The 18,478-nt window shown below is 40.1% G+C and carries 21 protein-coding genes; all 21 read right to left on the reverse strand.

From position 1 onward, the window contains the following. Positions 1-47: 47 nt before the first annotated feature. Positions 48-599 (reverse strand): ATP-dependent protease subunit HslV, encoded by a 552-nt coding sequence (hslV, locus tag BPOF4_RS11755; RefSeq protein ID WP_012959397.1) that lies wholly within the window; start codon positions 597-599, stop codon positions 48-50. Positions 600-635: 36 nt separating this feature from the next. Beyond that, positions 636-1,562: a tyrosine recombinase XerC gene (gene xerC, locus BPOF4_RS11760; protein ID WP_049779938.1), complete on the reverse strand. Its 927-nt coding sequence runs from the start codon at positions 1,560-1,562 to the stop codon at positions 636-638. A 99-nt stretch (positions 1,563-1,661) separates the two neighbouring features. Further along, the gene (gene trmFO, locus BPOF4_RS11765) at positions 1,662-2,969 is read right to left on the reverse strand and encodes an FADH(2)-oxidizing methylenetetrahydrofolate--tRNA-(uracil(54)-C(5))-methyltransferase TrmFO (protein WP_012959399.1); all 1,308 of its coding nucleotides are present in this window, start codon (positions 2,967-2,969) and stop codon (positions 1,662-1,664) included. A 258-nt stretch (positions 2,970-3,227) separates the two neighbouring features. Then, a complete protein-coding gene (topA, locus tag BPOF4_RS11770; RefSeq protein WP_012959400.1) occupies positions 3,228-5,300 on the reverse strand; it encodes a type I DNA topoisomerase in 2,073 nt (690 codons plus the stop codon). A gap of 165 nt (positions 5,301-5,465) precedes the next feature. Continuing rightward, the gene (gene dprA, locus BPOF4_RS11775; protein WP_012959401.1) at positions 5,466-6,338 is read right to left on the reverse strand and encodes a DNA-processing protein DprA; all 873 of its coding nucleotides are present in this window, start codon (positions 6,336-6,338) and stop codon (positions 5,466-5,468) included. 88 nt (positions 6,339-6,426) lie between these two features. After that, positions 6,427-7,341: a succinate--CoA ligase subunit alpha gene (sucD, locus tag BPOF4_RS11780; protein WP_012959402.1), complete on the reverse strand. Its 915-nt coding sequence runs from the start codon at positions 7,339-7,341 to the stop codon at positions 6,427-6,429. A gap of 99 nt (positions 7,342-7,440) precedes the next feature. Next, positions 7,441-8,601, reverse strand: a complete 1,161-nt coding sequence (gene sucC / locus BPOF4_RS11785; RefSeq protein ID WP_012959403.1) for an ADP-forming succinate--CoA ligase subunit beta — start codon at positions 8,599-8,601, stop codon at positions 7,441-7,443. 300 nt (positions 8,602-8,901) lie between these two features. Continuing rightward, the gene (locus BPOF4_RS21660) at positions 8,902-9,075 is read right to left on the reverse strand and encodes a small, acid-soluble spore protein, alpha/beta type (RefSeq protein WP_012959404.1); all 174 of its coding nucleotides are present in this window, start codon (positions 9,073-9,075) and stop codon (positions 8,902-8,904) included. Between the two features lie 107 nt (positions 9,076-9,182). Beyond that, positions 9,183-9,458: an EscU/YscU/HrcU family type III secretion system export apparatus switch protein gene (locus tag BPOF4_RS11790; RefSeq protein WP_012959405.1), complete on the reverse strand. Its 276-nt coding sequence runs from the start codon at positions 9,456-9,458 to the stop codon at positions 9,183-9,185. Further along, the gene (locus BPOF4_RS11795) at positions 9,455-11,209 is read right to left on the reverse strand and encodes a hypothetical protein (RefSeq protein ID WP_012959406.1); all 1,755 of its coding nucleotides are present in this window, start codon (positions 11,207-11,209) and stop codon (positions 9,455-9,457) included. The genes BPOF4_RS11790 and BPOF4_RS11795 overlap by 4 nt, the downstream gene beginning before the upstream one ends. A 24-nt stretch (positions 11,210-11,233) precedes the next feature. Next, on the reverse strand, positions 11,234-12,016 hold the full coding sequence (locus tag BPOF4_RS11800; protein ID WP_012959407.1) for a ribonuclease HII: 783 nt from the start codon (positions 12,014-12,016) through the stop codon (positions 11,234-11,236). 184 nt (positions 12,017-12,200) lie between these two features. Then, positions 12,201-13,058 carry a ribosome biogenesis GTPase YlqF gene (gene ylqF / locus BPOF4_RS11805; RefSeq protein WP_012959408.1) on the reverse strand — a complete coding sequence of 286 codons (858 nt, stop codon included), beginning with the start codon at positions 13,056-13,058 and terminating at the stop codon, positions 12,201-12,203. Positions 13,059-13,067: 9 nt separating this feature from the next. Then, positions 13,068-13,619 carry a signal peptidase I gene (gene lepB, locus BPOF4_RS11810; RefSeq protein ID WP_012959409.1) on the reverse strand — a complete coding sequence of 184 codons (552 nt, stop codon included), beginning with the start codon at positions 13,617-13,619 and terminating at the stop codon, positions 13,068-13,070. A 153-nt stretch (positions 13,620-13,772) separates the two neighbouring features. Further along, entirely contained in the window at positions 13,773-14,117 is a 345-nt protein-coding gene (gene rplS / locus BPOF4_RS11815; RefSeq protein WP_012959410.1) for a 50S ribosomal protein L19, read from the reverse strand. A gap of 150 nt (positions 14,118-14,267) precedes the next feature. Next, complete coding sequence (gene trmD / locus BPOF4_RS11820; RefSeq protein WP_012959411.1) at positions 14,268-15,002, reverse strand: tRNA (guanosine(37)-N1)-methyltransferase TrmD; 735 nt, start codon at positions 15,000-15,002, stop codon at positions 14,268-14,270. After that, positions 14,999-15,520 (reverse strand): ribosome maturation factor RimM, encoded by a 522-nt coding sequence (rimM, locus tag BPOF4_RS11825; RefSeq protein ID WP_012959412.1) that lies wholly within the window; start codon positions 15,518-15,520, stop codon positions 14,999-15,001. The genes trmD and rimM overlap by 4 nt, the downstream gene beginning before the upstream one ends. Continuing rightward, on the reverse strand, positions 15,520-15,924 hold the full coding sequence (locus BPOF4_RS11830) for a YlqD family protein (RefSeq protein ID WP_012959413.1): 405 nt from the start codon (positions 15,922-15,924) through the stop codon (positions 15,520-15,522). The genes rimM and BPOF4_RS11830 overlap by 1 nt, the downstream gene beginning before the upstream one ends. Before the next feature lie 128 nt (positions 15,925-16,052). Continuing rightward, positions 16,053-16,283, reverse strand: a complete 231-nt coding sequence (locus tag BPOF4_RS11835) for a KH domain-containing protein (protein WP_012959414.1) — start codon at positions 16,281-16,283, stop codon at positions 16,053-16,055. Between the two features lie 24 nt (positions 16,284-16,307). Beyond that, positions 16,308-16,580, reverse strand: coding sequence for a 30S ribosomal protein S16 (gene rpsP / locus BPOF4_RS11840; protein WP_012959415.1), 273 nt, complete (start codon positions 16,578-16,580; stop codon positions 16,308-16,310). 106 nt (positions 16,581-16,686) lie between these two features. Beyond that, on the reverse strand, positions 16,687-18,045 hold the full coding sequence (gene ffh / locus BPOF4_RS11845) for a signal recognition particle protein (protein WP_012959416.1): 1,359 nt from the start codon (positions 18,043-18,045) through the stop codon (positions 16,687-16,689). A gap of 11 nt (positions 18,046-18,056) precedes the next feature. Then, positions 18,057-18,365 carry a putative DNA-binding protein gene (locus BPOF4_RS11850; RefSeq protein ID WP_235806183.1) on the reverse strand — a complete coding sequence of 103 codons (309 nt, stop codon included), beginning with the start codon at positions 18,363-18,365 and terminating at the stop codon, positions 18,057-18,059. Positions 18,366-18,478: the final 113 nt, after the last annotated feature.

The raw sequence follows: 18,478 nt of genomic DNA on the forward strand, positions 1-18,478 counted from the left end.
CTCTTCTGTTGAAGTTCTTCTATTGAAGTTCTTCTATTGAAGTTCTTCTATTGAAGTTCCTCTACAACTAGATTTAAATTCGTGTACACACAAATTTCTCCAGCTGTCTCAAGGGCAGCTGTTGCAATCTCTTTAGCCGACAGATCAGGGGCATGTTTTTTTAGCGCACGTCCTGCTGATAATGCATAATTCCCGCCAGAACCAATAGCAAGAATCCCATCATCTGGTTCAATCACTTCACCAGTTCCTGATATTAAGAGAATGTGTTCTCGGTTCATAACAATGAGCATCGCTTCAAGCTGTCTAAGCACCTTATCACTTCGCCATTCTTTAGCAAGCTCTACAGCAGCTCTTTTCAAGTTGCCGTTGAATTCTTCAAGTCTACTCTCGAATTTCTCAAACAGTGTAAAAGCATCTGCTACTGACCCAGCAAAACCAGCCAACACTTTCCCCTGATAGATTCTACGTACTTTCTTGGCAGTATGTTTCATTACAACAGCATTTCCTAACGTTACCTGGCCGTCTCCAGCCATCGCGCATCGCCCATTATGCTGCACTGCAAATATCGTTGTCGCGTGGAAAGTCATTTTCTCATTCATTATAAAGACCTCCTAGATAGCTGATATCCCTCTATTTCACGCACGAGGATGATGATTTTTATACACTTCCCGAAGCCGGTCTTTTGTTACATGAGTGTACACTTGAGTCGTAGAAAGATGTTCATGACCTAGTAATTCTTGAACCACTCTAAGGTCCGCTCCATTATTTAGAAGATGAGTTGCAAATGAGTGCCTCAAATCATGAGGTCGGATATGCTTTTGCATTGATGCCTCTTCCACTCTTTTAGCTAACATCCTCCGTATACTTCGGTCAGTTAACGGACCTCCGCGATAATTCAGAAAAAGACGTTTAGTCTCACTATTACCTTTTTTAAGTAAGTTTACTCTAGCATCCTCAATATATTCATGTAATGCATCGCATGCAAACGAACCAATCGGTACATAGCGCTCTTTATTGCCTTTACCTTTGACAAAGGCAGTGCCAATCCTAAGATCTATATCCGCTACATCTAATTGACTGCATTCACCTACGCGCATTCCGGTTGCATATAAAAGTTCGAGGATTGCTCGGTCTCTTTTATCAAGAGGTGTATTTCCTTCAAACGCTTTAAATAACTCATCCATTTCTTCTTCATACAAAAAGCTTGGAAGTTTTGAAGCCTGTTTTGGAAGATGAGTTTCTGCAAAGACATTGCGGGTAAGTTCTTCTTCTCTCATAAGAAAGTGAAATAAACTGCGCATAGAAGAGATCTTTCTTGCCACTGAATTTCTAGCATACGCTTTATCATAAAGAAACGTCAGATATGAGCGCACAAAAAGATAAGTCACATCAGAAAAAGCAGCACAGTTATGCTCTTTCATGAAGTGACAAAAATCCTCTATATCACTAAGATAGCTTTTAACAGTATGTAGGGAATAATTTTTTTCAACTTGCATGTAGCGTACGAACATTTGTATAGAATCGTTTGTTTTCGTATTGTTGGTAATCGAGTCCTTTATCATTGAATCCTTCATCATCGAATCTTCATTTGATTGATCCATCCGAATCACCTCACAGAGCTACTAAATTCTATCACGATTCAGTAGCTCCCGCAATGATATTTACATTTTTTTCACAAAATTCTGAATTGACCCTAAAGCTCGCTCAGCAAGTTGTTCATAGCGTTCTTTTTTATTTTTAATGCGCTCACTAAGAGGCGGAAGCAAACCAAAGTTCGCATTCATCGGCTGGAAGTTTTTTGGGTTCGCAGTAGTGATGTAATTTGCCATGCTCCCTAAAACGGTTTCTTCCGGGAACGTAAGCAGCTCCTCATTATTAACGAGCCTTGCAGCATTAATACCGGCAATTAACCCCGCAGCTGCTGATTCCACATAACCTTCAACACCAGTAATCTGACCAGCAAAGAATAAATCTTCGCGATCTTTATATTGATAAGTAGACTTTAATAAATTCGGCGAATTGATAAACGTATTACGGTGCATAACTCCATAGCGCACAATCTCTGCATTCTCTAAGCCTGGTATTAATTTTAAGACTTCCTTTTGCGGTCCCCATTTTAAATGTGTTTGGAAACCAACGATATTATACAATGTACCAGATTGGTTGTCTTGGCGTAATTGTACAACTGCATATGGGCGCTTCCCTGTTTCAGGATGCTCGAGGCCGACTGGTTTCATCGGGCCAAATAACATCGTCTTCTTCCCTCTTTTTGCCATGACTTCGATCGGCATGCACCCTTCAAAGAAAATCTCTTTTTCAAATTCTTTTAAAGGAACCGTTTCAGCTGAGATTAACGCTTCATAAAAGCGATCAAACTCTTCTTCCGTCATTGGACAGTTTAGATATGCTGCTTCTCCTTTATCATAACGAGATTTAAGATACACTTTATCACGATCGATTGAATCCGTTTCGATAATAGGCGCGGCTGCGTCATAGAAGTATAAGTACTCTTCACCTGTTAGTGCTTGAAGCTGCTTTGAAAGTCCTTCTGAGGTTAACGGACCAGTAGCAATAATCGTCGGTCCTTCAGGTATTTCAGAGATTTCTTCATTAATCACGGTTACATTCGGGTGATTCTTCACACGATCAGTAACATTTTGAGCGAATTCGTGACGGTCCACAGCAAGGGCTCCACCAGCAGGTACAGATGAGTCATCAGCTGATGAAATAATAACCGAATCAAGCTTCCTCATCTCTTCTTTTAATACACCAACCGCATTTGTTAAGCTGTTTCCACGCAAAGAGTTACTGCATACAAGCTCAGCAAATTTGTCTGTATGGTGTGCTGGTGTTTGTTTTACAGGTCTCATTTCGTATAATCGTACATTTATTCCACGCTTCGCTAGCTGCCAAGCCGCTTCACTTCCAGCAAGGCCAGCACCGATCACATTTACATGTTGTTGATCCATTTTTTAACGCCTCCACTCTAAAATCATTCAAAAAGGTCTGAACGGTGACTAAGGCAAGGACAAGATAACGAAGCGATCCATTATCCTGGTGAGTACTTGCACATTAGCGGTTCAGACCCTTGGTTTTTCCTTGTTCAATCACCTTGTGGCAATTGTATCAACTAACCATTCTTTGCTGGTGAGTACGTGCTCACCATGACTTTCTATGAATCCTAGTACATCATAATACTTTTTTCGTCAAGATTCAACAAAAACAAATTAATTTGCTTCTTCTTTGTAATCGCATGAAGAACATTGAACATTGACACCTTTTTTCGTTTTCTTCTCAACGAGCATCGCGGAACATTTTGGACACGGACGAGAAATTGGTTTGTCCCATGAGATGAATTCACATTCTGGGTAGCGGTCACATCCGTAAAATGTACGACGTTTCTTACTTTTCCGCTCTACGATATTTCCTTCTTTACACGTCGGACATTTCACACCGATATCTTTTACAATTGCTTTCGTGTTTCGACATTCTGGGAAATTAGAACATGCCATGAACTTTCCGTAGCGTCCCATTTTATACACCATTTCATGTCCACATTTTTCACAATCTTCACCAGCAGGTTCATCTTTTATCTCGACTTCTTTCATTTCTTCTTCTGCAACCTTAAGTCTCTTTTCAAAGCCTTGGTAAAAACCATCAATAATGTGGACCCATTCATGATTCCCTTCTTCAATAGAGTCGAGGTCACCTTCCATTTTAGCTGTAAATTCCACGTCTAAAATTTCTGGGAAGAATTCAACGATTAACTCTAATACAATTTCACCTAATTCTGTCGGAACAAATCTTTTTTCTTCAAGAGCCACATATCCACGCTTTTGAATCGTATCAAGTGTAGGTGCATAGGTTGACGGTCTGCCAATCCCTAACTCTTCCATCGTTTTTACTAGTCTCGCCTCTGTATATCTTGGCGGGGGCTGAGTAAAGTGCTGGTTCGGGTCAATAGATTCTTTCTTTACTTTTTGACCTTCTTCAAGGTTAGGCAGCAGACGGTCTTCTTCTTTCTTTCCGTCATCATTTCCCTCGATATACACTTTCATAAAACCAGGAAACTTCACTTTCGAACCTGTTGCTCTAAATAGTACTCCTTCGTTTACAAGGTCCACAGACATCGTATCCATAATAGCTGGAGCCATTTCACTTGCAACTAAACGTTCCCAGATTAGACGATACAAACGAAGCTGGTCACGTGATAAATAGCTCTTTAAACTTTTAGGATCTTTAAATACAGCAGTAGGGCGAATAGCTTCGTGAGCGTCTTGTGCTTTCTTATCTTTCTTCACCGCACGCTGTCCTACTCTCGTGTATTCTTCCCCAAATTGTTCTACAATGTATTGCCTTGTTTCATTTTGCGCAGTCTCTGAGATTCGTGTAGAGTCGGTACGCATGTACGTAATTAAACCAACTGTCCCTTCCTTGCCTAGGTCAATCCCCTCATATAACTGCTGAGCAATCATCATTGTTTTCTTTGCTCTAAAATTCAGCTTTCTTGCAGCCTCTTGCTGAAGAGAAGAGGTAGTAAATGGAGTTACAGGGTTTCTTTTACGTTCTTTCTTTTTTACAGATGCCACATCAAACGACTTACCTTTTAATTGCTTTAAAACCGCTTGGACCTCTTCCTCTGATTTAAGTTCTTGCTTCTTGCCGTCTACTCCGTAAAATTTAGCGTCAAAAGCCTCATCCCCTAATGAGAACTTGCCTTGAATGGTCCAATATTCTTCAGGTACGAACGCTTGTATTTCTTTCTCACGCTCAATAATCATTTTGACGGCGACAGATTGAACACGACCTGCACTTAATCCTTTTTTAACTTTTTTCCATAAAAGAGGACTAATATTATAGCCAACTAAACGGTCTAAAATGCGTCGTGCTTGCTGAGCATCTACCAAATCCATATTAATTTTTCTCGGTGTTTTAAATGCATCTTTAATTGCCTGCTTTGTAATTTCATTAAACACTACGCGACAATCAGACTGCTCATCAATATTAAGACTATGGGCAAGATGCCAAGCGATAGCCTCTCCTTCACGATCGGGGTCAGCTGCGAGATAAATTCGTTTCACTTTTTTAGCAGCTGTCTTTAATTCTTTTAACACGGGGCCTTTCCCGCGGATTGTAATATACTTTGGTTGAAAATTTTCTTCAACATCTACTCCCATTTGACTTTTTGGTAAGTCTCTGACATGTCCCATTGAAGCCTTTACAATGTATTTTTTGCCTAAATATTTACCAATGGTCTTTGCTTTGGCGGGAGATTCAACGATTACTAAATAATCGGCCATAACAAGCAGCTCCCTCTCTCGAAGTTAAATTAAAATCTTCCCTATTATTAAACAGACTTTTACCATTTGTCAAACAAGAGTTTAAAAATTTCGTATTAAAACGTATGGAAATTGACAAAAAACGACTATATTATATAGAAGAAACTCGGAAATTTTATGACGATTTTATGTCCATTCGTTTAAAATATCACTCATTTCTACTACTAATTTTGCTCCCTCTTTAATCAGTTGATTTGTGCCCTTTGATAACTCGCTGTCAATAGGACCAGGCACGGCAAATACATCACGATTTTGATCTAATGCTTGGTCCGCCGTAATAAGTGAGCCGCTTCTTTCTTTTGCTTCTATGACCAAAACCCCTTTTGATAAACCACTAATTATGCGATTCCTTGCTGGAAATGTCCACTTTGCTGGAGGTTGATGCGGAGGGTATTCGCTTATCACAAGCTGATGGGCAGCCATGTAAGTGAAAAGATTTTTATTCTCTTTTGGATAGAAGTGATGAAAGCCAGATCCTAACACAGCGATCGTATGTCCATTTTGCGAGATGGTCTGTTGATGAGCTGCCGTATCAATGCCAAGAGCTAACCCGCTTACAATACATACATTTTCCTTCACAAGCGGTTTCACTAGATTTGCAACAGCCCCAAGCCCCCTATTTGTGGGCGTTCTTGAACCTACTACTGCCAATTTTATCTTGATAAGCAAAAGATCTATATCCCCTTTGCAATAAAGCACCCAAGGAGGATCATATAACTCTTTCAGCTGTTCAGGGTAATCTGCATCAAAACGAGTTAACGTAGTAATTTGCGAGGTTGCTAGCTTGCTTACATATTCACGTGAGTTTACTTCCTTTAAATAGGTTACAAGTTTTACTGCTTTATCTCGCTTTAAATGGAGATGCTTTATAAAAAAGGCAGAGGATGAGGTGAATGGAGTCAGAAGCTCTGGGTCATGATTGATCAGTGCAGCAATTTGTTTCCAAGACAAAAACATGCTGCTGTGCAGCACAATCAACCGTTCTCTAAATGTATTCATTTATGAACACTTCCTTTTGGGGAGATGAGGGTAGTGGTGCGGGGTTCATAAGATAAAAAAGCTCCTCAAATAAGAGGAGCTTTTTTGATTATTTTGCTACTTCATGAGTTGTACATTTTTCAAGCAAGTCATTTTCTTTAAGAGCTTTGATAAGTGTTTCACCCATAACAGAAGGTGTTTCAGCCACTTTTACGCCGCAGCTCTCAAGTGTTTTGATTTTCTCGGCTGCTGTTCCTTTACCACCAGAGATAATCGCACCAGCATGACCCATACGTTTTCCTGGAGGTGCTGTCTGACCGCCAATGAAACCAACTACCGGCTTCTTCATGTTAGCTTTAATCCACTCAGCAGCCTCTTCTTCTGCTGTACCGCCGATCTCACCGATCATGATCACAGCATATGTTTCTGGATCTTCGTTAAACAACTCTAATACATCGATGAAGTTTGTTCCGTTTACCGGGTCTCCACCAATACCAACAGCTGTCGATTGACCGATACCATTCGTTGAAAGCTGGTGAACAGCTTCATACGTTAATGTACCAGAACGAGATACAACACCTACATGACCTTTTTTATGAATGTAGCCTGGCATAATTCCAATTTTACATTCTTCCGGTGTGATGACACCTGGGCAGTTTGGTCCAATAAGACGAGTCTTCTTGCCTTCCATGTAACGTCTAACACTTACCATATCCATTACAGGAATACCTTCAGTAATACAAATAGCTAAATCTAATTCAGCGTCTACTGCTTCCATGATTGCATCTGCAGCGAATGCAGGTGGAACATAAATAACTGATGCGTTAGCTCCTGTAGCTTTAACAGCATCCTCTACTGTATCAAATACAGGGACACCTTCAACTTCTGTTCCGCCTTTACCAGGTGTTACACCACCAACAATTTGTGTACCGTACTCAATTGCTTGTTGTGTATGGAATAGGCCAGTTGCGCCTGTAATTCCTTGTACAATGACTTTTGTATCTTTGTTAATAAGGATACTCATTCTCTTTGTCCCGCCTTTCGTATTAACAATTAAATTGAATCATTTTATCTAAAGACATCTTTAACAAGAGTCTTTTAAGTTAGTATTTTATACAAATTATTACTTAACTAGAGATACAATCTTCTGTGCACCATCAGCCATTGAATCTGCAGCAGTGATGTTCAGACCTGATTCGTTAAGAATCTGTTTACCAAGGTCTACGTTTGTACCTTCAAGACGAACAACTAATGGAATTTCAAGACCTACTTCTTTTGTAGCTGCTACAACACCTTCTGCGATGATGTCACATTTCATGATTCCACCAAAGATATTAACGAAGATACCTTTAACGTTTTCATCAGAAAGGATAATCTTGAATGCTTCTGTAACTTTCTCAGCCGTAGCACCGCCGCCAACATCTAGGAAGTTAGCTGGGTCGCCGCTGTAATGCTTAATGATGTCCATTGTTGCCATAGCAAGTCCAGCACCATTAACCATACATCCAATGTTACCATCTAATGAAATGTAGCTTAGGTCATATTTAGAAGCTTCGATTTCTTTTTCATCTTCTTCTTCTAAATCACGATATTCAAGTACGTCTTTTTGACGGTATAGAGCATTTGAATCAAAGTTTAACTTCGCATCAAGCGCCATTACTTTTCCGTCTCCAGTTGTAACAAGCGGATTGATCTCAGCAATTGAGCAATCCTTTTCAGAGAATGCTTTATAAAGTCCCATCATAAATTTAACAGCTTGTCCTACAAGCTCTTTAGGGATATTAATGTTAAATGCTAGACGACGAGCTTGGAAGCCTTGTAAGCCTACAGCCGGGTCAATTACTTCTTTGAAGATCTTCTCAGGAGTTGCTTCTGCAACCTCTTCGATTTCAGTACCGCCTTCTTCAGAAGCCATTAATACAACGCGGTTTGTCGCACGATCTAGAACTAAACCAACGTAGTATTCATTTTTAATATCGCATCCTTCTTCGATAAGTAAGCGCTTTACTTCTTTACCTTCAGGACCTGTTTGGTGAGTAATAAGTGTTTTACCTAAAATCTCATCCGCATATGTACGAACTTCATCCAAGTTCTTAGCAACTTTTACACCGCCAGCTTTACCGCGGCCTCCTGCATGGATTTGAGCTTTTACAACACAAACTTCTGTGCCTAATTCTTTTGCAGCCTCAACTGCTTCTTCTACTGAGAATGCGACTTTCCCATTAGGGACTGCAACTCCGTATTTACGAAGGAGTTCTTTACCTTGATACTCATGAATATTCATTCTCTCTCCAGCCTCCTATCAATTGCATATGATTTCAAGTCGCTCTTTCGTTTATACGTGGATGAACGACAAATTCCTCTTCCATTTTAGCACTTTTTAAAATATTTTGGGAGAGAAATGTGTAACCTCTTTCAAATTTCTTTTAATTCTAACTTTTTTAGAGTCCAATTCATAAAATTACTTTTTACCATACCCTTGGTGTGACAAGGCTTTCTAGCTTTAACGTTAGAATTTATCAACGTTAAAATAAAAATAAAAAAAGCTAGAAATTCTGAGAGAATTTACTAGCTTTTCATTTTACTAGTCGCATTTTTCTTTGTTTTGAGCTTTTTGCATGACTGACTTTGTCATATCTTTCGCTTTTGCATCTTGTTCTTGAATAGAGTGATGAACTCCAAATTCTTGAGCATATTCCTCTTTATATTGATTCATAAACGAATCAAGTTCAGGAACATTTAATTTGTTCGGTTTCATAATTCATACCTCCCGCTTAAAGATCACCTGATTAGGTGTGTGGATTAGTATGTCCTTAATGTCCCGATGCTATGACTTGTTCAAATATAAATGGTTCGATTGCATTTCTACCCTTTTGCAGAGTTTTTATCCACTCTGTAAATAAAGGCAAATACTTCTGCTACCACTTCATAAAGTTCCGGGGGGATCGTTTGATTAATGTTTAGTTGGCTTAATAATTCAACTAAAGAGGCATCTTCTTGAATCGGGATATGATGATTTTTTGCTTTTTCAATGATCTCTTCTGCAATGATGCCCTTCCCTTTAGCAATCACTTCAGGTGAATCCTGCTTCGCCGCATCATACCGTAATGCTACTGCTTGCTTTTTCAGCTCGTTATTCATATCCGAATATCCACTCCCTGGTAATCAACGCGTTGTTTATAGGCAGACTCATGATGCGATTGAACCTTATTATGGCTGTATTCATTAATATTTTTCCAAGTGAGGGTAGTGAGCTTATAATCAAATCCATCTAATGCATCATGTAAAGTCGGCAGTAATAGATCAATAAGTCTGCTCGGTTTATCCCCCTCATTAAATACAGTAAGTGAAATGACTCTATTTTGTATTTGCATATCCACGATAAGCTCTCCGAGTGTTTCTAGCTCTAAATAAAATAGAATTCGGCAATGATTTGGGTCTAGACTGCCGTCTTCCTGCCGCCTTGCCTCCCATTGCAGCGTTACATCTGTTTGGTAAGAACCTAAGACAAGCGGTAATTGCATAAGCACTTGTTGAAGGGGACCTTGCTGCTCTTGAGCCATTAATTGACTGCCTGTTATACGCTGAATCATTTCTGTTACTTTCTCTCTTACCGGCAGAGGCAACGATTGTTCTAGCTGCATAAGCATCCCTTTTAGACGTTCTTGATGACTTAGTTCATTTACATTCGTTTGTTGAACATGCCTAGCTATTTCGCTTTCATAATGTAAGCCAAGTAATGCTGCCACATTTTGAAGGTGAGAACCAAATCCGCTTTTCGCATCCGTTATGGCAGGTGAGACGGAATGATATAAGGCAGCCAGCAGCATCGATCGCTCATTCGCTGGCAGCTGCTGGCTGACTAAGTGCCTTAGTCCACCTTCAATATCAAGCGCCTTCTGAGATCCATTTAACCGTTGGAACAGTAACTCTAGGCTGCCCTTTTCCCCTTGCGGCAAATTGCTTAAGGAGCCTAAGATATGCTGCATTGCTTCTCTCGGCTGCAACTGAACAACTTGGTTGGTCAACTGAGGCGGCAAAAGCGGGCGAACCTCACTGCTTGTTTGCTGCTGATTAAGCACAACCTGATGAAATCGATGGATAAAGCCATCTATCGTTTCTTTTGTGTCACTTAAGCCTAGCCTTGTTAAAAGAATCTTAGCAGCCTCACGTTGTTCAGCTGTTGCAGATGGGTGGACTAGCTGCTGAAGCAAGTGTAGGACTGGCTGCTTCGTTTGGCCGAATTCGGTTTGGGCATTAAATTGTTTTAAGGCTGACACTAATTTTTCAATCGACGGATGAGAGGCATATTCTGCACTCTGCGCAAGCTGTATAACTTGCTGTATCTGCTGATTCACACCCGTCTCTTTTTGAAATGCTTGTACTGCCCTCACTGCTTCTTCTGATAACGGCAGGTTCTTTTGAATGAGGAGGTGGACTAAATCTACTGTTTGACGATCGTACTTATTTAAAGTAGTCAACAATTGCGCAGCTTCTTTTAATGCATGCTTTGGCAGAGCCAGCTGCTTGACAGCTAACTGGTCCAAAAGAGCATTAATCGCGGGATTTTGAGGAAGACCCAGCTGCCTAATCAATTGTTCATTTACTGGAGGCGGTGACCCTTGGCCTGTTCTCCCTTGATTGTCAATCACTTTTAACTTTGGCAGACCGCTTCCTTCCTGTACTTCAAACCAATACCTTCCCCCAGCTGTTAATGCAGCTTCAAGCCTTGCTGTCACTTGCATCCCATTAATCGAAAGAGAAGCTAGGTGATTAGGGAACAACTTCGTAATCTTCCCTTGAAATATATGACCAGGCACAAACGTGAGGGGAGTCCGCTTTTTTGCACCTGCTGTCTTCACTTCTTGATTAATACTGGTCGTATGTATCATTTTTCTTCTCCCCTCGCCTGTCAGCTACGTGCTTTGTTTAATTAAACAGTCAGCTACTGGCTTAAATGATTTTCTGTGTTCTTTTGTGATACCTAATGCGTTCATCGCTTTTAAATGCACTTCGGTGCCATAGCCTACATGTTTGGCAAAGCCGTAACCAGGATACACCTTTTCAAGTTCCACCATATACTCATCCCTTGCTACTTTTGCAAGAACAGAACTCGCTGCAATTGTTAAGCTTTTTTGGTCACCTTTAATCAATGATTCTTGTGGAAGAGAGTTAGCTAGTTTCATCGCATCAAGCAGCAAGTAATCTGGTTGAATGTCTAAATTATTGACTGCCCTTTGCATAGCAAGCTTGGTTGCCTCGTAAATATTTACTCGATCAATTTCATCTGCATCTACAAAAACAACCGAATAAGCTAAGGCTTGTTTTTTTATTTCTTCAACAAAAAACTCTCTTTTTTCTTTAGATAGCTTTTTAGAATCTGTTAATCCTGGTAAAGACGCATCCTTCGGTAGAATAACTGCTGCTGCTGTTACAGGTCCTGCAAGCGGTCCGCGCCCGACTTCATCTAGTCCTGCTACATAGTTATAACCATTCTGCCAAGCCTCTCGTTCATGCATCAGCATGATCTCATGCATTTGCATTCGTTCAGCTTCTAACGCTTTTTGTTTTTCATATTTACCAAGGAGACGCTGAACTCCTTTACGTTCATCATACTTAAGTTGATCAATCCATTCCTCACTTACTTCCATTTCATTAAACAATGTTGCTTCAATCTCTTTAATTGCTAAGCGTTTCATATTCTCCCCTATCTTTCTCTTACCCTTTTTATCGGTGCTATGGTCCATTTTTTTATAACCTTTTTATCGTACTAGAGATCATTTTTCATTACTAGGCTAAACTGGCAATTGCTTTAATTATCCATCACACAAATTGCCGGGACCTGAAAAAAAGCCGCAGAAGACTTTTTATCGTCTCCACGGCTTATACAGTATGCGGCGGCTGCTCGAGTGTAACTTGTCCGAGCGTGCCTGAACGTAGTTCTCTTAAGATAATCTCAGCGGCTTTATCATAATCAATATACCCGCCAGGAAGCAGACAGCCTCGTTTTTTACCAATCGCATCAAATAAAGCAAGCCCTTCCTCCGGTACTTCCTCTAGCTTATACCTTTCCGCAATCCGTTCTGGGTAGTGGTCTTTCATATAGTTTAGTACAAAGAGGGCAATATCCTGAAAATCTAATAACTCATCTTTTATCGCACCTGTTGCAGCTAATCGGTACCCAATCACTTGATCTTCAAATTTAGGCCATAAAATACCTGGAGTATCTAACAGTTCCAGTTCATCATTTCCTACCTTAATCCATTGCTGCTTCTTAGTTACGCCCGGTCGATCTCCGACCTTAGCAATTTTCTTTGAAGCAAGACGGTTAATAAGGGTGGATTTCCCGACATTTGGGATTCCAAGAATCATTCCGCGAATTGCCCGCGGCTTCATACCCTTAGATTTCCACTTTTCGATCAGAGGGCTTGCAAGCTTTCGGCATGCACCGCTGATTTTTTCTACCCCTTTTCCTGTTTGGGCATTAATAGCAAGAACGGTAGCACCCTTTTCTTCAAAATATCCTGCCCACTTTTTTGTCATATGAGGATCTGCTAAATCCGCTTTGTTTAATAAAACAAGACGCGGCTTCTGCCCGACAATTTCATCCATCATCGGATTTCTCGAAGACAGAGGCAGCCTTGCATCAACTAATTCAATAACAACATCAATTAATTTAAGTTTTTCAGTTACTTCTCTTCTCGCTTTGGCCATATGACCAGGAAACCATTGTATTGCCAACCTATTCACCTACTCTACAAATCCAATATTAGCAAATGGCCAAAAAACAACATTTGCTTTACCTATTACTTCATCTTTGTGAATCGAACCTATATCCCTTGAATCTAAACTGTTATGTCTATTATCCCCAAGAACGAATAAATGATCATCCGGTACGACTTGTCCGCCAATGACTTCTGACAACTCAAAATCTCTTGTGACAAATTCAGGGCCGTATGCAGCTTTCAGTTCATCTAAGTAAGGTTCATCTAAGACCTCTCCGTTGACGTACAGCTGGTCATCCCGATACTCAATATGATCTCCAGGAAGTCCGATAATTCTTTTGATATAATCTTTTCCGCCTGGTGCATGAAAGACAATAATGTCAAATCTTTTAGGCTCAGAGACCACATAACCGATCTTGTTTACAATCATTCGATCGCTATGTTCTAAAGTAGGCATCATCGATTGACCATCAACGACAATGGGAGCAAACAAAAAATAACGAATAGTAAATGCGACAAGAACCGCAATGACTACAGCTTTAATCCACTCCATCGAATTCGACTTGCTACTTTCCATTTTTCCGCCCCCAATAACTTGAATCACATCTCTATTTTATTATACGATCTCTATATGTATCATTTCTTTATTTTAGCATAGGTTTAATCGACGTTCATACTTTTTCCAATTTAAAAGAAGGAGCTTAGTTCCCTAAGCTCCTTCTCTCGTTTCTTATCGGATTTCTTTAATACGAGCCGCTTTACCACGTAATGCACGTAGATAGTAAAGTTTCGCACGACGTACTTTACCGCGACGTTTCACGTCAATCTTAGCGATTTTCGGTGAATGTAATGGGAATGTACGCTCAACACCAACACCGTAAGACACTTTACGAACTGTGAATGTTTCGCTAACTCCAGTACCGCGACGCTTGATCACGACACCTTCGAATTTTTGAATACGTTCACGAGTACCCTCAACAACTTTAACGTCGATAACTAAAGTGTCACCAGGACGGAATGCCGGAAGATCTGTACGTAATTGCTCACTTGTGATTTCACGAATAAGGTTGTTCATCGTATAATTCCACTCCTTCCATACAGATGCTCTTATCAGAATTTCCTGCAGCGGAACATCGTAATCACTGGCCTAAGCCACAAAGAATATAATATCATACAGAAAATAAATATACAAGCATTTCATTATAAATCAACGAAACTTTTACCGCTATTGCTCTCTTTTTATTTCCTCTAGAAGACGTTCTTCTTCAACAGTCAATTCTCTTTCTTCTAGCAGGTCCGGTCTGCGTTCAAGTGTCCTTTTCAAAGACTCCTTTTTACGCCATCTTTCAATATTGGCATGATGCCCTGATAATAAGACATCCGGTACTTCCATACCCCTGAATTCGGCCGGCCTCGTATATTGAGGGTGCTCAAGCAGGCCAGTAGAGAAAGAGTCTGTTACAGCAGATTCTTCATTACCAAGTACATTTGGCAGAAGGCGTGTTACACTGTCTGCAATCACCATTGCTCCTAATTCACCGCCAGTAAGCACATAATCTCCTATTGAAATTTCGTCTGTTACAAGATGTTTCCGTACCCGCTCATCATACCCTTCATAATGGCCGCAAAGCAGAATTAAATGCTCTTCTTTAGCAAGTTCTTCTGCTTTAGCTTGAGTATAACGCTCCCCTTGAGGACATAACATAATCACTCGAGGTGAGGTATCATTTTGCTGCTTGAGATCATCTACAGCGTCAAAGATCGGCTGAGGACTAAGTACCATGCCTGCCCCGCCCCCATAAGGATAATCATCAACTTTTTTATGCTTGTTTGTCGTGTATTCCCGAAAGTCGACGGCTTGGTAGGAAACATGACCTTCTTCTTTTGCTTTTTTCAAAATAGATGAGCCAAAAACTCCCTCAAACATCTCAGGAAAGAGCGTTAACACATCGATCTTCATTCGACTAACCCTTCCATTGGATCAATGATAACCTTGTTTTCCTCAAGATTAATTTCAATAACAACATCCTCTATATACGGGATTAAAATATCCTTTCCACCGCCTGCACGGCGAATCACCCATACATCATTTGCGCCTGTTTCAATAATTTCTTTAATTTGTCCTAAATGCTCGTTGTTCGTTGTATACACTTCACAGCCGATGATTTCATGGTAGTAAAACTCTCCTTCATCTAAATCACTAAGCTGGTCTTTTGATACATACAACGTGCTCCCTTTAAATTCTTCTACTTGATTGATGGAATCGTACCCTTCAAAAGTAAGAAGATCAAAGTTTTTATGAACTCGGTGGTTTGCTACGACAACAGAGATATGCTTTTTCGTATTAGCATCTACAATCCATAACTCACAGCCTTTAGCGTAACGCTCATCGGGAAAATCCGTAGATGAGATCACACGAATCTCTCCACGAACACCATGTGTATTTACGATTTTTCCAACCTTTAATAAATCCGCCATTACTTTTGCCCACTTCCTCGAATATCTAGAATAATTCCATCTTTAACAATGATCTCAAGCGGATCTGATGGATGAACCCACTCATCACCAATAGAGAGCTCTGTCATCGTCTCAACTGTTTCTCCCTTCAACTCAGTTCCATTTTGAAGTAAACCAAGCTGATCTAGTTGAAAGGTCAGCGACTTCATTTGCTCTTCTTTTTTTATGCATTCTTCTTTATATCGTTTACGACTTGTCTCTTCGTTATGTTTTTGACTCTTTATTGATTTTTGCATTTGAAATGTTAACTGTGCTAATTCTCGTTTGGTTTGGTGTAGGTCAGATTCAAGCTGCTTTTTAATTTCTTCCTTTTTTACATCTGTTAAAATATACTTTACCTGAGCATTGCGAATTATTTTAAGCATTCATCTAATACTCCTTTATGTAAAGAGTTTAGTTACGTTCTAGTTTACGCTGCTTATCTTATTCTATAAAAGGAGCAGATAAACAAAAAAGGAGAGGTTGCCCTCACCCTTTTTTGTATTCATGCTGTTTAATCGACGATGTCTAATCGTACTCGCTTGTGCTCAGGCACTGCTGCCGCATAGACAAGCGAGCGCATTGCTTTTGCTGTACGACCTTGCTTGCCAATCACTTTACCGACATCACTTGGATGGACATAAAGTGTGATCGAAAGCGTGTCTCCTTCTTGCTGCTCTGTTACCAGAACTTCATCGGGCTCATCAACAAGTGCTTTTGCAATGTGTTCAACTAAAGACTTCATCACATTCTCCTTTTTGTAGAAGAATTATTTTTGGTTCTTCGCGTTATGAACCTTTTCCATTAAACCAGCTTTAGAGAATAGGTTACGAACTGTGTCAGAAGGCTTAGCACCTTTTAACATCCAGTCAACAGCCTTATCTTCTTTAAGATCAACTTTAGCTGGTTGAGTTAATGGGTTGTACGTTCCGATCTCTTCGATGAAACGACCATCACGCGGTGCGCGAGAATCTGCTACTACTACACGATAAAATGGGGCTTTCTTTGAACCCATACGTTTTAAACGAATTTTTACTGCCATTCGTTAGACACCTCCAAAAATAGTTAACACAATGGTATATAATATCATCAATTTTCTTAGATTTCAAGGGAATTTCCTTTACAGTCTAAAAAAAAGGATTTCCTCTTTAAAACGGAAGCTTTAAGCCTCCAAAACCTTTACCTTTTTTCTTGCCTTTACCTGATGTCATGTTAGTCATTTGCTTCATCATTTTCTTCATATCTTCAAACTGCTTCAGCAAACGATTGACATCTTGAATGGTCGTTCCGCTGCCCTTTGCAATACGGCGGCGTCTGCTTGCATTCATAAGACTCGGATCTTGCTTTTCTGCTTTAGTCATTGATCTGACAATGGCCTCAACACGCACCAGCTGTTTATCATCGACTTTTAGATCCTTTAAGCCTTTAGCCTTATTCATTCCAGGCATCATGTTTAGAATTTCATCAAGCGGTCCCATGCTTTTCACTTGATCAAGCTGCTCTAAGAAATCATCGAACGTAAAATCCATCGTCCGCATTTTTTTCTCTAGCTCTCTTGCTTTTTCTTCATCCACATTTGATTGTGCTTTTTCAATCAGCGTTAACATATCACCCATTCCAAGAATTCTCGAGGCCATGCGATCAGGATAAAATGGTTCTAACTGATCGATTTTCTCTCCCATCCCTGCAAACTTAATCGGGGTATTTGTAACGGCTTTAACTGAGATCGCAGCACCACCGCGTGTATCACCGTCAAGCTTCGTTAACACAACACCTGTTACATCTAGCTGCTCATTAAAACTCTCAGCAACATTTACTGCATCTTGACCAGTCATTGCATCAACAACAAGCAGAATTTCATCCGGCTTAGCAATTTCTTTTACCTCTTGAAGCTCTCCCATTAACTCTTCATCAATGTGAAGACGTCCGGCTGTATCAATCAACACGTAATCATGGTGATCTTCTTTTGCCTTAGCAATCGCTTGTTTGGCAATCTCAACAGGGCTTACTTGATCTCCTAGTGAGAATACAGGCATATTTAACTGCTTTCCTAAAGTTTCTAATTGTTTTATTGCTGCAGGTCTGTAGATATCAGCTGCTACAAGCATCGGTGTACGATTTTGCTTTTTACGGAGATGATTGGCAAGTTTTGCAGTAGTGGTGGTTTTACCCGCCCCTTGCAAACCAACCATCATGACAACCGTAGGCGGTTTATTGGCAACAGCAATTTTACTTTGCTCGCCGCCCATTAAAGCTGTTAATTCTTCATTAACTACTTTAATAACCATCTGCCCTGGAGTAAGACTTTTCATAACTTCCTGCCCGAGTGCTTTTTCTTTCACACTGGCAATAAATTGCTTAACAACTTTAAAGTTAACATCCGCTTCAAGCAGAGCAAGTCGAACTTCACGCATCATATCTTTAACGTCTTGTTCACTTACCTTTCCTTTTCCGCGAATCTTAGTTAATGTATCTTGCAGTCGTTCAGCTAAACCTTCAAATGCCATGCTGTCGCCTCCTAATCCAATTTCTCAAGAGATTGAATGTGCTCTATGATCTCTTCAGGAGCCGCGTTGCTTTGGATTGCTGTTCTTAAGTGATTCAATATCTGCTGGCGTTCTTCAAATCGAACAAGCAGAGACAGCTTTTCTTCATATTCCTCAAGCATCGCTTCTGTACGCTTAATGTTATCATAAACGGCTTGGCGACTAACTTCAAACTCTTCGGCAATTTCACCTAAAGAAAAATCATCAAGGTAGTACAATGACATGTATTTTCGTTGTTTAGGTGTTAATAAAGACTGATAAAAATCGAATAAGTAATTCATTCGAAGCGTTTTGTCCAGCACACCATCCAACTCCTTGTTAAGTGATTTCCCTTTACAAGATAACATCTTACAGGATAGGGATTTAAGTGTCAAGTTTTTTTCTTAACAAACTT

The organism is Alkalihalophilus pseudofirmus OF4, from assembly GCF_000005825.2.
GTDB lineage: Bacteria > Bacillota > Bacilli > Bacillales > Bacillaceae_D > Alkalihalophilus > Alkalihalophilus pseudofirmus.